Source organism: Streptomyces gobitricini, assembly GCF_039532985.1.
Classification (GTDB): Bacteria; Actinomycetota; Actinomycetes; order Streptomycetales; family Streptomycetaceae; genus Streptomyces; species Streptomyces gobitricini.
This window is the reverse complement of sequence record NZ_BAAASR010000018.1, coordinates 107,293-121,909: the sequence shown is the minus strand read 5'-3', so window position 1 is coordinate 121,909 and position 14,617 is coordinate 107,293. Positions and strand designations below refer to the sequence as shown.

Annotated in this window: 11 protein-coding genes; 5 read left to right on the top strand and 6 right to left on the bottom strand. The window is 76.1% G+C overall.

The features are described 5' to 3' along the window. Nucleotides 1-199: 199 nt before the first annotated feature. Nucleotides 200-1,420: a lycopene cyclase family protein gene (locus tag ABD347_RS15900; protein ID WP_344362354.1), complete on the top strand. Its 1,221-nt coding sequence runs from the start codon at nt 200-202 to the stop codon at nt 1,418-1,420. Next, complete coding sequence (locus ABD347_RS15895; RefSeq protein WP_344361505.1) at nt 1,417-3,168, top strand: FAD-dependent oxidoreductase; 1,752 nt, start codon at nt 1,417-1,419, stop codon at nt 3,166-3,168. The genes ABD347_RS15900 and ABD347_RS15895 overlap by 4 nt, the downstream gene beginning before the upstream one ends. A 43-nt stretch (nt 3,169-3,211) precedes the next feature. On the opposite strand, the gene ABD347_RS15890 is transcribed toward ABD347_RS15895, so the two are convergent. The 4 genes from ABD347_RS15890 to ABD347_RS15875 all read right to left on the bottom strand — a co-directional run bounded on the left by ABD347_RS15890 (nt 3,212) and on the right by ABD347_RS15875 (nt 9,036). After that, nucleotides 3,212-4,210: a Rieske (2Fe-2S) protein gene (locus ABD347_RS15890; protein ID WP_344361504.1), complete on the bottom strand. Its 999-nt coding sequence runs from the start codon at nt 4,208-4,210 to the stop codon at nt 3,212-3,214. Continuing rightward, nucleotides 4,207-5,160 carry a phytoene/squalene synthase family protein gene (locus ABD347_RS15885; RefSeq protein ID WP_344361502.1) on the bottom strand — a complete coding sequence of 318 codons (954 nt, stop codon included), beginning with the start codon at nt 5,158-5,160 and terminating at the stop codon, nt 4,207-4,209. The genes ABD347_RS15890 and ABD347_RS15885 overlap by 4 nt, the downstream gene beginning before the upstream one ends. Further along, the gene (crtI, locus tag ABD347_RS15880; protein WP_344361500.1) at nt 5,147-6,655 is read right to left on the bottom strand and encodes a phytoene desaturase family protein; all 1,509 of its coding nucleotides are present in this window, start codon (nt 6,653-6,655) and stop codon (nt 5,147-5,149) included. The genes ABD347_RS15885 and crtI overlap by 14 nt, the downstream gene beginning before the upstream one ends. Before the next feature lie 233 nt (nt 6,656-6,888). Beyond that, the gene (locus ABD347_RS15875) at nt 6,889-9,036 is read right to left on the bottom strand and encodes an MMPL family transporter (RefSeq protein ID WP_344361498.1); all 2,148 of its coding nucleotides are present in this window, start codon (nt 9,034-9,036) and stop codon (nt 6,889-6,891) included. Nucleotides 9,037-9,336: 300 nt separating this feature from the next. On the opposite strand from ABD347_RS15875, the gene ABD347_RS15870 reads away from it, so the two are divergent. Together ABD347_RS15870 and ABD347_RS15865 are read left to right on the top strand one after the other, a co-directional pair. Beyond that, nucleotides 9,337-10,869 (top strand): SDR family oxidoreductase, encoded by a 1,533-nt coding sequence (locus ABD347_RS15870; RefSeq protein ID WP_344361497.1) that lies wholly within the window; start codon nt 9,337-9,339, stop codon nt 10,867-10,869. Next, nucleotides 10,866-12,239, top strand: coding sequence for a cryptochrome/photolyase family protein (locus ABD347_RS15865; protein WP_344361494.1), 1,374 nt, complete (start codon nt 10,866-10,868; stop codon nt 12,237-12,239). Before ABD347_RS15870 ends, ABD347_RS15865 begins: the two co-directional genes overlap by 4 nt. On the opposite strand, the gene ABD347_RS15860 is transcribed toward ABD347_RS15865, so the two are convergent. Beyond that, nucleotides 12,214-13,299, bottom strand: coding sequence for a MerR family transcriptional regulator (locus tag ABD347_RS15860; RefSeq protein ID WP_344361492.1), 1,086 nt, complete (start codon nt 13,297-13,299; stop codon nt 12,214-12,216). The genes ABD347_RS15865 and ABD347_RS15860 overlap by 26 nt on opposite strands. Nucleotides 13,300-13,435: 136 nt before the next feature. On the opposite strand from ABD347_RS15860, the gene ABD347_RS15855 reads away from it, so the two are divergent. Next, complete coding sequence (locus ABD347_RS15855) at nt 13,436-14,014, top strand: sigma-70 family RNA polymerase sigma factor (protein WP_344361489.1); 579 nt, start codon at nt 13,436-13,438, stop codon at nt 14,012-14,014. Nucleotides 14,015-14,177: 163 nt separating this feature from the next. Here the strand turns inward: ABD347_RS15855 and ABD347_RS15850 are convergent, their stop codons facing one another. Continuing rightward, nucleotides 14,178-14,441: an HU family DNA-binding protein gene (locus ABD347_RS15850; RefSeq protein ID WP_344362351.1), complete on the bottom strand. Its 264-nt coding sequence runs from the start codon at nt 14,439-14,441 to the stop codon at nt 14,178-14,180. Nucleotides 14,442-14,617: the final 176 nt, after the last annotated feature.

Genomic DNA, 14,617 nt, shown 5'->3' with positions numbered 1-14,617 from the left:
AGTGCGGGAGCGCCGCCGAGCGGTGATCCGGCGCGCCCTGCCCGCAACGGTGTCCGCCGGGCACCGAGTGGTGCCCGATCCGGCCGTTCGGGCCACCCCCGCATCCGAGCGCGGCCCTTCTGCCGAATGGGAAAGGCAACCGCAGCAGGAGAAGGAGCCGCCCGTGCCCGGGACACACGTCGGACGCGACACGCCCCTGGTGGTGGACACCGAGGTCGCGATCGTGGGAGCGGGCGCCGCCGGACTCTCCCTGGCCCACCACCTGTGCGCACCGGGGCCGGGACCGGGAGGTCGGGGGCCGTCGCGGGTCGTGCTGGTCGACGCCCCGGCGGGACCCCTCCGGCCGCCCGAACGCACCTGGTGCTTCTGGGAGGAACCGGGCGGCGACTGGGACGACCTGCTGGTCCGGTGCTGGGACCGGCTGCGGGTGCGTGGCACGGACGGCGGGGCCGTCACCGGCAGCCCGGGCCCGCTGCGCTACAAGATGCTGCGCTCGGACACCTTCGCGCGGGCGGTACGCGAACGCGTCGGCGCCGGCGCCGTCACCCACCTGGAAGCCGCCGTACGCGGCGTCCGGGACCGGCCCGACGGCGCCGAGGTGCTGGGTGTCACCGCCGACGGCCGCCGCCTGCTGGTGCGCGCCCGCTGGGTCTTCGACTCGCGCCGTCCGCTGCGCCCGCCGCCGGCCCGCACCCTGCTCCTGCAGCACTTCCGGGGCTGGTTCCTGCACACCGAGCGGCCGGTGTTCGATCCCACGACCGTGGAGCTGATGGACTTCCGGGTCCCGCAGCCCCGCCACGGGCTCGCCTTCGGGTACGTCCTGCCGCTCGGCACCCATCACGCGCTCGTCGAGTACACCGGGTTCTCCGCGGCGCCCCTCACCGCCCCCGGGTACGACCGCGCGCTGCGCCACTACGTGCACGACGTGCTCGGCATCGGGCGCTACGAGGTGACCGGCAGCGAACAGGGCGTGATCCCGATGAGCGACGGGCGCCACCGGCGCCGCGCGGGACACTCGGTGTTCCGCATCGGGGCCGCGGGGGGCGCGACCAGGCCCTCCACCGGCTATACGTTCGCCGGCGTGCAGCGCCAGACCCGCGCCGTCGCCGAAGCCCTGCGCGAGGGGCGGGTCCCGGTGCCGCCCGCCGCCTACCCGCGCCGGGCACGGGCCATGGACGCCGTGGTGCTGCGCGCGCTCGACACCGGCCGTCTCGACGGGCCGGCCTTCTTCACCGAGCTCTTCCGCACCGTGCCGACCGAACGCCTGCTGCGCTTCCTCGACGGTGGGACCCACCTGCTCGAAGACCTCGGTATCGGGCTGCGCACCCCGGTGCTGCCGATGCTGCGCACCGTCGCCGAAATCCCCGCCCTGGCCCGCTGCCACGCGCCGGCCGGCCGCCGAGAAGGGAACCGCCCATGACCGCTCCGCACGACGACGCCCCGGACCACCTCCACGCGCCGGACCACCTCCACGCCCCGGGCGACTCGTACGCCCCGGAGCACGCCCCCGCACCGCGCCACACTCCCGCCCCGGACCAGTCGTACACACCGCATCGCACCCCCGCCCCGGAGCACGCCCCCGCACGGCGCCACACCCCCGCCCCGGACCGCACACCCGGTTTCCGCCCGGCGGCGGCGCCCCGGCGGGGCCGCGACCGCAGGGCCCGGATCGTGGCGCCGCGGCCGGGCCGGCCGCGTATCACCGGCGACCCGCCCCGCGCGGCGGTCATCGGTGGCGGCATCGCCGGTCTCGCGGCGGCGACCGCGCTGGCCGAACGCGGCGTACGCGTCACCCTGTACGAGCGGGAGCAGCAGCTCGGCGGGCGGCTCGCCGGCCGGCCGGTGACCCTCTCCGACGGCACCACCGCGACCATGAGCCGTGGCTTCCACGCCTTCTTCCGCCAGTACTACAACCTGCGCGGTCTGCTGCGCCGTGCCGACCCCGGGCTCGACCGGCTCCGCGCGCTGCCCGACTACCCCCTGTGGCACAGCGGCGGCCTGCGCGACAGCTTCGCCCGCGTCCCCCGCACCCCGCCGTGGAACGCCCTCGCCTTCGCCGCGCTCAGCCCCAGCTTCCGGGCCGCGGACCTGGCGGGGATGAATCCGCGCGCGGCGCTGCCGCTGTTCGACGTCCGTGTCCCGGACGTGTACCGGAGGCTCGACGACGTCAGCGCCGCCGAGCTGCTGGAGCGCATCCGGTTCCCGGAGGCGGCACACCACCTGGCCTTCGAGGTGTTCTCGCGCAGCTTCTTCGTCCCGCCACGCACGCTGTCGGCGGCCGAACTGGCGCTGATGTTCCACATCTACTTCCTGGGCTCCAGCGAGGGACTGCTCTTCGACGTCCCCGACGAGCCCTTCCCCCAGGCGCTGTGGGAGCCGCTCGGGGACTACCTCGCGGGACACGGCGCCCAGTTGCTCGAAGGCCGGCCGGTCGACGTGGTGGAACCCGGCCGGAACAGCGGGTTCACCGTCGACGCGGCGGGCCGGACCGACCACCACGACGCCGTGGTCCTCGCCCTCGACACGGCCGGCCTGCGCCGCGTCGTCGCGCAGTCGCCCCGGCTGGGCGACCGCGCCTGGCGCACCCGGATCCGCCGCCTGCGCACGGCGCCGCCGTTCCTGGTGTCCCGGTACTGGCTCGACCGCCCGGTCGACCGCCACCGCCCCGGCTTCCTGGCCACCAGCGGGTACGACGGCCTGGACAACGTCAGCGTTCTGGAGCGCTGGGAGGGCGAGGCGGCACGGTGGGCGGCCCGCACCGGCGGGAGCGTCGTGGAGCTGCACGCGTACGCCACCGCCCCCGGCATCCACCGGCCCATCTTCCAGGAGGGCATGCTGACCCGGCTGCGTTCCCTGTACCCGGAGATCCGGGACGCCCTCGTCGTCGACGAACGGCACGAATGGCGCGCCGACTGCCCCCACTTCCCCGTGGGCGGTTACCAGGACCGCCCCACCGTACGGACGCCCGACCCGGCCGTGGTGGTGGCGGGCGACCTGGTCCGCACCGACCTGCCGGTGGCCCTGATGGAACGGGCCGCCACCAGCGGGTTCCTGGCCGCGAACGCGCTGCTGGAACAGTGGGGCGTGCGCGGGCAGACGCTGTGGACGGTCCCCACGCGGGGCAGGTCGGCACCGCTGCGCGCGCTGGCCCGACTGGCGGCCGGCTGACCCATGGCCCGGTCACCGCGCCGCCCGGCGCGCCCGGGCCGGTTCAGCCCGGGAACCGGCCCGTCGAGCGCAGCTCCCACCGCCTCTCGGCGTACGCCAGGTCGTCGCGCCACAGCCGGCCCGCCGCCGCTCTCATCAGCGGCCGCACCAGCGGCGCGGCGGCCCGCGCCACGGTGAACCCCGGCCTTTCGGAAGCCGCGACCACCGCTTCCACCACGGCGGTCCGGGGGCGGCCCAGCTCGTCGGGGCCGAGCGGCGTGGCGTGCGTCTCCACGACCGAACCGCGCCCCTCGCCCTCCTCGATCTCCATCACGACGGTCCGCGGCCCCGGCGCCGTGAACCGCGCCCGGACCGGCACCACCACCCGGCCGGCCAGCCGGAACGAGACGTCGACCACGAAGCGGTCCGCCTCCCCGCCGGCGTCCACCACGGCCAGGTCGACGAACGAGTACGGGTGGAACCACGCGCCGTGCCACGGGTCGAGCCGGTTCGCGACGACGTCCTCCGGTTCGCACCGCCCCACGCCCGACCAGACCGCCGCGACCGCCCGCGCGGGGTCGGGGCGGACCGGCACCGACGGCCGATCCGTCGGCTCCTCGCCACCGCACCGGTCCAGCCGCACCCACACCAGCACCCCGTCGTCGTACGCCGGGAAGGGCTCCCACCCGGCGAACGGGCCGCCGTCCAGCGCCAGTCCGTGCCAGTGACACACCAGCCTCCCGCACCGCACCCGGCTCTGTGCGAGCGGCGCCCCGAGGTGCGGACACGCCCCGGGGCCCGCGTGCACCCGGCCGTCGGGGCCGCGCCAGGCCACCACCTCCTCCCCGGCCACCGTGAGGCCCCGCGGCCGGTCCGCCACCAGATCCCGGGCGGCGCACAGGACGTACCAGTTGCCGGACGGCCGCGCCACGGCCCGCTTCAGCGCGTCGGCGATCAGCCCGGGGCGCGCCTCGCGCCAGGTGGGCCGCTGCCGCTCCCAGGCGACGGACGCCCTGCGCAGCGCGAGCGGGAACCACCCCCGGCGGGGCACCCGGGGGCTCACGCCGCCCCCTTGCGCAGCGCCGCGCCGAACCGGGCGGCCGCCACCCGCGTCACCCCCGCGGCGGCCACCACCGCCCGCCGTCGCCGGGGCACGGCCGAGCGCCGGTGCACCGAGGACCAGCCGTCCCGCCGGACCGCGTCCAGGATCTCGCCGTACAGCACGAACGCCGACCGGACGCACGGCCGGGACACCGGGTCGAGCATGGCCAGTCCCGGCGCCGCCTCCCGGTACACGTCACGGGTGAGCGCCGCGGCGGCCGCCAGCGCCGAGACGATCCGCCGGTCGCGGCGCCCGGTGCGCCGGCTCCACAGCAGCAGTTCCCGGTGCGCGCCGTGCGCCGCCAGCAGGTCCGCCGGGAGGTAGACCCGGCCGCGGTCCAGGTCCTCGCCGACGTCCCGCACGAAGTTGGTCAGCTGGAACGCCACCCCCAGCGCGGCGGCGTGCGGCTCCGCCTCCTCGCGGGGCACGACGGTGCCGAGCACCGGCAGCATCTGCAGCCCGATGACGGCGGCCGACCCGTGCATGTAGGCGCGCAGCTCGTCGTACGTCGCGTACTCGGTCACCTCCAGGTCCGCGCGCATGGACACCAGGAAGTCGCGGAAGAGCGACGGCTCGATGGCGTACCCGGCGGCCGTGTGCGCGAGCGCCCGCACCACCGGCTCCCGCACCGGCGCGCCGGCCAGCGCCGCGTCCAGCCGCTCCTCCAGCGCCCGCAGGGCGGCGGCCCGTTCGCCGGTGGTGGCCGTGCCGCCCAGGTCGTCGACGATGTCGTCGGCCCGCCGCGCGAAGCCGTAGAGCGCGTGCACGGCCGGGCGGCGCGCGGGCGGCAGCAGCCGGGTGGCCAGGAAGTACGTCCTGCCGTGCCGCGCGTTCAGGAGACGGGAGCGGGCGTAGGCGACGCGCAGCGCCGGGTCGGTGATCCCGGCCGCGTCGAGTTCACGCACCGTCATAGGACCTCCTCCGCGGACGCGCACCCGTGATACGGGCGGCGGCGAGCTTCCCGGACAGCAGGACGGTGGGCACGCCCACGCCCGGCGTGGTGCCGCACCCGGCGAGCACCGCGTTGTCGGTGCCCCGTACGAGGTTGCGGGGCCGGAAGGGACCGGTCTGGGCGAAGGTGTGGGCGGCGGAGAACGGCGTACCCGCCGCGTGTCCCCGGCCGGCCCAGTCGGCCGGGGTGACCAGCAGCTCCTCCTCCACGGAGCCGGCGAGCCCGGCCAGTCCCCGCCGTTCCAGCTCGGTGAGGAGCGCGGTGCGGTAGCGGGGCCCGAGGTCGCGCCACTCGCGGGCACCGGGCCCGATGTCGGTGTTGGGGCAGGGCGCGAGGACGTAGTGCAGGTGCCGGCCGGGCGGCGCCAGGGACGGATCGGTGGCCGTGGGGCTCGTGATCAGCAGGGACGGGTCCGACATCAGCCGCCCCTCATGGGTGATCTCGCCGAACGTGCGGGCCCAGGCCGACCCGAACGACAGTGTGTGGTGCCCCAGTTCCGGCCAGGCGCGGTCGGTCCCCAGGTGCAGGACCACCGCGGAGGGGGAGTGGCGCAGCCGCAGCGGCCGGCGGGGACGGCGGCCCAGCAGCCGGTAGGCGGCGGGCAGGTCGGCCGTGAGGACCACCGCGTCGCACGGCACCCGGTCCCGGTCGGTGACCACGGCGGTGACCCGGTCGCCGGAACGCTCCAGACGGGTGACCGTCTCGCCGTACCGGAACACCCCGCCCGCCCCGGCCGCCGCGTCCGCCAGCGCACGCGGCAGGGCGTGCATGCCGCCCCGGGGGAAGTACACCCCGGCCACCGTGTCCATGTAGGCGATCACGGCGTACGCGGCCAGCGCCCGCGCCGGCGGCACACCGGCGTACAGCGCCTGGAAGGAGAACACCCGGCGCAGCCGCTCGTCGGACAGGAACCGGCCGATCCGGTTCTCCAGCCGCCCGAAGCCGCCCAGTGCCGCGAGCCGCGCAAGGTCCGCGCCGAACAACTGGAGCGGCGAGTCGAAGTTCACGTCGATGAACCGGCGCATCTGCGCCCGGTACAACCGTTCCAGCCACTCCCGCAGCCGCCGGTACCCGCACGCCTCCCGGCTTCCGGCGAATCGTTCCACCTCGGCGGCCATCGCGTCCGCGCCGGTGTGCACGTCCAGCGTGGCACCGTCGGCGAACCGCGCCCGGTACGCCGGGTGCAGGGGCACCAGGTCGAGGCGGTCGCCCATCCGGGCGCCGACGGCCGCGAACGCCTCTTCCACCAGGTCCGGCATCGTGAGCACGGTCGGACCGGTGTCCATGCGGTACCCGCCCCGCGTCTCCAGCCCGGCCCGCCCGCCCGGCACCGCGCAGCGCTCCACGACGGTGACCCGGCGCCCCGCGCCGAGCAGGTGCAGGGCCGCCGACAGCCCCGCCAGCCCCGCACCGACGACCACCACATGGTCGGTACGTCCAGGTACGGCCCTCATCCGGCATCCCCTCACGCGTAGACGGCACCGTCCTCCGCTCTTCGCCACCGGTCCGCGCTCCGGATGCACCCGGCGCCCGACCGGTGGTACGGCTGCCGCGCGACGCGGCCCCGCGACAGCCGTACCCGCAGTGGATCACCGCCCGGAACGCCGCGCCCGCCGGGCGCTTCCGTCCGGGGGCCGTCACGCCGCACTCGGGTGCGGGGGCCGTCACGCCTCCGGCTGGGGCCCCGTCAGGCCGTGTTGCGGTCCGGGGCCCCGTCAGGCCGTGCTTCGGTCCGGGGGCCGTCAGGCCGTGCCTCGCGCCGGCGGTACGGCGCGCCGGGCCACCACACGGCGGGGCCGATGTCCCGCACCAGGGCCGGAACCAGCAGCGTACGGACCACCAGCGTGTCCAGCAGGACGCCGAACGCGACGATGAACGCGATCTGCAACAGGAAGGCCAGCGGGATCACCGCGAGCGCCGCGAACGTGGCGGCGAGCACCACTCCGGCCGAGGTGATGACACCCCCGGTCGCCGTCAGCCCGCGTGACATGCCCTCCCGCGTCCCGTGCCGCAGCGACTCCTCCCGCACCCGCGACATCAGGAAGATGTTGTAGTCCACGCCGAGCGCCACCAGGAAGACGAACCCGTACAACGGCACGGACGCGTCGGTGCCGCTGAAACCGAGCGCACGCTCGAAGACCAGCGCCGCGACGCCCAGCGTGGCCAGGAAGCTGAGGGCCACCGTCGCGATGAGCAGCACCGGCAACAACAGGGCGCGCAACAGCAGAACGAGGATCACCAGGATGATCGCCAGCACGACCGGCATGATCAGTGCGCGGTCCCGCTCGGCGGTGCGCTGCGTGTCGTACTGCTGTGCGGTGTAACCGCCCACCAGCGCGTCCGCACCCGGCACCGCGTGCACGGCCTGACGCAGCCGGACGACGGTGTCCTTCGCGGCGTCGCTGTCGGCGGTGTCGGCGAGCGTCACGTCGATCCGCACCCGGCCGTCGGCCACCAGCGGCGGCCCGCCACCGGGGCGGCCCGACGCCGTCACCGGGGCGGCCGACGCGACACCTTCGGTCTGCTCGGCGGCCGCCGTCACCCGGGCGAGCCGCCCGGCGTCGGCGATCACCACCGCCGGGTTCCCGGACCCGCCGGGGAAGTGCTCGGCCAGCGTCGACTGCGCCGCCACCGAGGGCGCGTCGCTCACGAAGATCTCGTCCAGCGGAACGCCCCGCGCGCTCAGCGTCGGCGCGAAGGCCGCACAGGCGAGCAACGCGCCGAGCGTCACGGCCCACACCCGGCGCGGCGCCCGGTCGACCAGGGCCGCCAGCCTCGACCACACCGGGTGCTCCACGCCCGTCGGCTTCGCCGGCCAGTACGCCGCGCGGCCCAGCAGCACCAGCACGGCGGGCAGGAACGTGAGCGCCCCGAGCACCGCGCACAGGATGCCGATCGCCCCCACCGGCCCCAGCGCACGGTTGTTGGTCAGGTCGCTGAGCAGCAGAGCCAGCAGCCCGAGGGCGACCGTGGCCGCACTCGCCGCGATCGGCCCGGCGGACCGCCGCACCGCCGTCCGCACGGCGGTGAACCGGTCGAACCCCCCGGCGAGTTCCTCGCGGAAACGGGCGGTCAGCAGCAGCGCGTAGTCGGTCGCGGCGCCGATCACCAGGATGAACAGGATGCCCTGCACCTGTCCGTCCACCCGCACCACGTCCCGTTCGGCCAGCGCGTACACCAGCCCGCACGCCAGCCCGAGGGCGAACACGGCCCCGATGATGATGACCAGGGGCAGCAGCACACTGCGGTACACGAGCAGCAGGATGAGCAGCACCGCGACCAGCGCCACGACCAGCAGTACGCCGTCGATGCCCGCGAACGCGTCGGACAGGTCCGCCTGCGTCGGGGCCGGACCGGCGAGCTGCACCCGCGTACCCGGCACACCGTCCGCCGCGTCCCGCACCCGGTCCAGCACCTCCGGCAGGCGGTCGCCCAGATCCGGACGCAGTTGCACCACCCCCTGGAGGGCCTCACCGTCCCGCGAGGGCAGGGCGGGGGAGGGGCGCCCGACCACACCGGACGCGCCGGTGAGGGAGGCCAGCGCCGTGGTCGCCGCATCCTTCCGCGCCGCGACGGGAGGGCCCGCCGCCGCGTCACCGTCGGCCGCCCGGGTCCAGACGACGATCACCGGTACCGTCTCCTCCTGCCGGAAGGCGCGCTGGGCTTCCAGCACCCGCGTCGACTCCGCGCTCCGGGGCAGGAACGCGGCCTGGTCGTTGGTGGCGACCTCGCCGAGCTTCCCCGCGTACGGTCCCAGGCCACCCCCCACGGCCAGCCATACGACGATCAGGACGGCGGGCAGCAGCCACCTGACGGACCTGCCGGTGAACGGCATAGCACTCCTCGGGGTCGCGGGACGGTTCTCGTGGAAGTACTTGTGCCGCGCGACGCCGGATGGATGCACACCGCGCCGACGGCGACGCGCCGCTGTCGCCGATCGCGACGCCTGCCACCGCGCCGGCCCGACACGTACCACCGCGCCGATCGTGCCGCGTGCCACCGCGCCAGGTCCGACGCGTACCACCGCGCCGGTCGCGACGCCCGGCCGCGGCACGCATCCGGACGGACCCGCCGGGCGGAAGGAACGGACAAGGGGGAACGTGGACGTGACAGGACCCTGCGGCAAGGAGCTCCCATGACCCACCCGAACGGCACGGGCCTGTGCCTGGTCACCGGTGCCACCGGTTACATCGGCGGGCGGCTCGTGCCCGAGCTGCTGGACGCCGGCCACCGCGTCCGCTGCCTGGCACGGTCACCCGGCAAGCTCCGGGACCACCCCTGGGCCGACCGGGTCGAGGTGGTACAGGGGGACGTCACCGACGAGGAGTCGCTGCGGGCCGCGATGCGTGACGTGGACGTGGCGTACTACCTCGTCCACGCCCTCGGCAGCGGGCGGGGCTTCGAGGAGACCGACCGCATGGCGGCCCGGGCCTTCGCCCGCTCCGCGCGGGACTCCGGCGTACGGCGCATCGTGTACCTCGGCGGCCTCACCCCGGCCGGCGTGCCCGCGAGCGAACTCTCCCCGCACCTGCGCTCGCGCGCCGAGGTCGGCGCGATCCTGCTGGACTCCGGCGTGCCCACCACCGTGCTGCGCGCCGCCGTCGTCCTCGGCTCGGGCTCCGCCTCCTTCGAGATGCTCCGCTACCTCACCGAGCGGCTCCCGGTCATGATCACCCCCAGCTGGGTCCGCACCCGCATCCAGCCCATCGCGGTGCGGGACGTCCTGCGCTACCTCGTCGGCAGCGCCGGCATGCCCCCCGAGGTGAACCGCGTGTTCGACATCGGCGGCCCCGACGTCCTGACCTACCGCGGCCTGATGCGCCGGTACGCCGTCGTCGCCGGACTGCGCCGCCGGCTGATCCTGCCGGTGCCCGTCCTCACGCCGAACCTGTCGAGCCTCTGGGTCGGCCTCGTCACCCCCGTACCGCCCGCCCTCGCCCGGCCGCTCGCCGAGTCGCTGCGGTACGAGGTGGTGTGCCGTGAGCACGACATCGCCGACCACGTCCCCGACCCGCCAGGTCACCCCATCGGTTGCGACGAGGCGCTCGCCCTCGCCCTGCGGCGGGTCCGCGAGGCCCAGGTCACCACCCGGTGGTCCTCCGCCTCCGTGTCCGGCGCGCCGAGCGATCCGTTGCCGACCGACCCCGACTGGGCGGGCGGCAGCCTCTACACCGACCGGCGCGAACGGGCGGTCGACGCCTCGCCCGACGCCCTGTGGCGGGTCATCGAAGGCATCGGCGGCGAGAACGGCTGGTACTCCTTCCCCGTCGCCTGGGCGGTACGCGGCTGGCTGGACCGGCTCGCCGGCGGCGTCGGACTGCGCCGCGGCCGCCGTGACGCCCACCGGCTCAGGGTGGGCGACTCGCTGGACTTCTGGCGCGTCGAGGAGATCCAGCGCGGTCGGCTGCTGAGGCTGCGCGCCGAGATGCGGCTGCCGGGCCTGGCCTGGCTGGAGATGTACGCCGAGGAGGACGGCGAGGGCCGCAGCCGCTACCGGCAGCGCGCCCTGTTCCACCCGCGCGGCCTGCTCGGCCACGCCTACTGGTGGGGCGTGTCCCCCTTCCACGCCACCGTCTTCGGGGGGATGGCCCGCAACATCACCCGCGCGGCGGAGGACGAGGAGCGGGCCCGCCCGGGCTCCGGCCGGCGCACCGGCGCGTCGGCATGAGCGTATCCGTCGTGCTGTTCACCGGCGACCTCCGACTGCACGACCACCCGCCGCTGCGGGCCGCGCTCGGCGGCGGCCGGCAGGTCGTGCCGCTGTTCGTCCACGACAGCGCGATCGACGCGGCCGGCTTCGCGGTGCCCAACCGGCGGGCGTTCCTCGCCGACTGCCTGCGGGACCTCGACGAGGGCCTCCACAGACGCGGTGGGCGCCTGGTCGTCCGCTCGGGGGACGTGGTGCGGGAGACCTGCGCCGTCGCCGCGCAGGCAGGGGCGGACGAGGTCCACATGGCGGGCGAGCACACCCGATACGCCCGCCACCGGGAGGACCGGCTCCGCGTGGCCCTGGAGGCGGACGGCCGGCGCCTGTACGTCCACGACGGCGTGGTCACGGCGGTGGACCCCGGCACCCTCACGCCGGCCGGGTCGGACCACTTCGCGGTCTTCACCCCGTACTACCGGCGCTGGGCGGTGCATCGGCTCCGCGAACCCCTCACCGCCCCGCGCCGGGTGCCGGTGCCCGGCGGGGTGCCCTCCGAGCCGGTGACCGCCCGCACGGAGGTGGGCGGCACGTCCCCGGGGCTGGCGGCGGGCGGCGAGACGGAAGGGCGCGGGCGCCTCACGGCATGGCTGCACGGCGCGGCGGACGCCTACGCCGAGCGCCACGACGACCTGGCTGGTGACGCCACCTCCCGGCTCTCGCCGCACCTGCACTTCGGCACCGTCTCGGCGACCGAGGCCGTCCACCGGGCCCGGCGCGCGGGTGGGCCCGGCGCCGAGGCGTTCGTACGGCAACTGTGCTGGCGCGACTTCCACCGCCAGGTGCTCGCCGCCCGTCCGGCCGCCTCCGCCCAGGACTACCGCACCAAGCACGACCACTGGCGCACCGAGAGGACCGCGGCGGACGACATCGAGGCCTGGCGGCGGGGCCTGACCGGCTACCCGATCGTGGACGCCGCCATGCGGCAGCTCGCCCACGAGGGGTGGATGCACAACCGGGGCCGGCTCCTGACGGCGAGCTTCCTCACCAAGACGCTCTACGTCGACTGGCGTGTGGGCGCCCGCCACTTCCTCGGCCTGCTGGTCGACGGCGACATCGCCAACAACCAGCTCAACTGGCAGTGGGTGGCGGGGACCGGCACCGACTCCCGCCCCAACCGGGTCCTCAACCCGGTCGTCCAGGGCAGGCGTTACGACCCCGACGGCGCCTACGTACGCCGATGGGTGCCCGAACTCGCCGGAGTGGACGGCCCGGCCGTCCACGAGCCCTGGAAGCTGCCGCAGGCGGAACGCGCCCGCCACGACTACCCGGAGCCGATCGTGGACCTGGCCGAGGCCCTCACCCGGTTCAGGCGGGCCCGGGGGCGGGACTGAACCCGCGCGCTCCGGCCAGGGCGGACAGCGCCTCCCGCAGGGACAGCGGCCGGAGCACCCCGGCCGGCCGCGGCCCCGCCCACCCCGGACCGGCGGTGAGCACCGCCGGGGTGTTCCTGGCCCCGCGTACGCCCCAGCCCGTGGCGGCCACGTCCCGCGCCAGCGGCACGTTGGCCGTCGAGCGCGACTGCGACCACAGCACCACGGCGGCCGGGCCGGTGCGGCGCACCGCCGCGCCCAGGGCCTCGACCGGCACGGCGGCCCCCAGCATCCGGTACGGCACACCCGAACCGCCGAGCCCGGCGGCGAGCGCCTCCAGCGCGAGGCAGTGCTGCTCGTCCGGTACGCACGCGAGCAGCACGGGCCCTGGTGCCGCGCCGTCCCCGGGGCACCGCGCGGGCGGCGACGGCACCCTGCGCAGCGCCGTCGACACGTGCCAGGACAGGAGGTGCTCCACCTCCACGTACCGGTCGCCCGACGTCTCCCACGTCCGGCCCACCGCGTGCAGCACCGGGACCATCACCTTCTCCCAGGCCACGACGGGCCCGTACCGGGCCACCAGGGTGTCCAGCAACTCTTCCACGGCCGGGGCGTCCAGCCGGACCGCGGCCCGCGCGAGGCCCCGGCACTCCCGGCGGACACCGGCCGCCGACAACCCGCGGTCCCCGGCGGGCGGTCCGCCGGGCGTGGGAGACGAGCGGGGCGTGGGAGACGAGCGGGGCGTGGGAGACGAGCGGGGCCCGGGTACACGGTCGGCGGCCTGCCCGGGAGTGCCGTCCGAGCCGGAGCGGGGCGCCGTGCCGTCCGCGTGGCCGTCCCGTTCCCGTAAGGCGCGGGCGGCACGGGCGGACTCCGCGGGCGGGAGCCCCGCGGCGGTCAGCCGGCACATCTCCCGCAGCACCGCGATGTCGGCCGGACGCCACCGGCGGTGGCCACCGACGCGGTGGTCCGCCGGGCCTATGCCGTACCGCCGGTCCCACGAGCGCAGCGTCACCGGCGAGACGCCGAGCAGGCGCGCCACCGCTCCGGTCGTCAGACCGGGCTCCACGGAATCGTTCACGCGTCGATTATCCGATGCACAAGCGTTGCGAGTTGCCCAGGTGATCTTGCTTTACGCACGGTGGCCACAGCGCGGTGTTCCGGGCGCCGGAGGCGGAACGACCCGGGCGCCGCACCGGTGCCGAGGAGCAGCCACCATGACGGAGAAGACCGTTGCCGCGCCCGCCCGCCCGGAGCGGCTGGACGAGGACCTCGCCGAGCGGCTCGCGCGGGGCGAGGAGGAGGCCGTCGCGGGTGTGTACGCCCGGTGGGGCGCGCTCGTGCACGGACTCGCCCTGCGCGCGCTCGGAGACCCCGGCGAGGCCGAGGACGTCACCCAACAGGTGTTCTTCGCGGCCTGGCACGGCCGCGCGGGTTACCGGCCCGAACGCGGCCCGTTGTCCGCCTGGCTCGTCGGCATCACCCGCCGCAAGATCGCCGACGCGCTCGCCGCGCGTACCCGCCGCGCCGAACTCGCCGCCCGGGCGGAACGCGAACGGCACGCCGCCCCCGCCGCGTCCCGGCCCGAGGACGTGCTGGACCGGGTGTGCGTGGGCGACGAGATGGCGCTCTTGCCGGAAGCGCAGCGCGTGGTGTTGCGCATGGCGTTCTACGACGACCTGAGCCAGGCCCAGATCGCCCGGCGCACCGGGCTGCCGCTGGGCACGGTCAAGAGCCACGCCCGCCGTGGGCTGCACCGGCTGCGCCGCCGCCTGGCACCGCCCGGCGCGTCCTGAACCGCCACCACCGCCGCCACGGTCCCGCCGTGCCACCGTTACTGCCGCTGCCGCTGCCGCCGCGGTTCCGCCGCGCCACCGCTACTGCCGCCACCACCGCCGCGGCTCCGCCGCTCCGCCCCGCCCGAACGGCGCGGTCGGCGCCGGGCGAGCGGGGCGGCCGTCAGCCCGAGGCACCGCGCAGGTACTCGGTGAGCGCTTTGCCCGGCCGGAAGGCCGCCGTGCCGTCGGCGTGGTCGAACCCGCCGAAGCTGCCGAGAACGACCGACTCGCCCCTGGCCAGAGCCTCCGCGATAGTGCCGGGCCGTTCCACGGTCCCGAACAGGGTGTCGACGACCCGCTCGATGTCTTCGGTCCGCATCGGCCGGCCCGACTCCGCCGACGCGGCCTTCTCCGCGGTCGCTTCGATCAGCTTCGACTTGTCCATGTGCGCCACGTGTTCCCATCCATCCGAGGCTTCGGCTCCGTAAGGTCGCCCGTCCGCCCAAGCCTGACCGCGCGGAGCGCCGTCCGCACCCGCACGGCGTGCGACGGAGGGCGTGTCACCCCGTCAGGGGGATCGCCCGTCTCGACCGCGCCGGTCGCCGGCCGCCGACCGCCGCC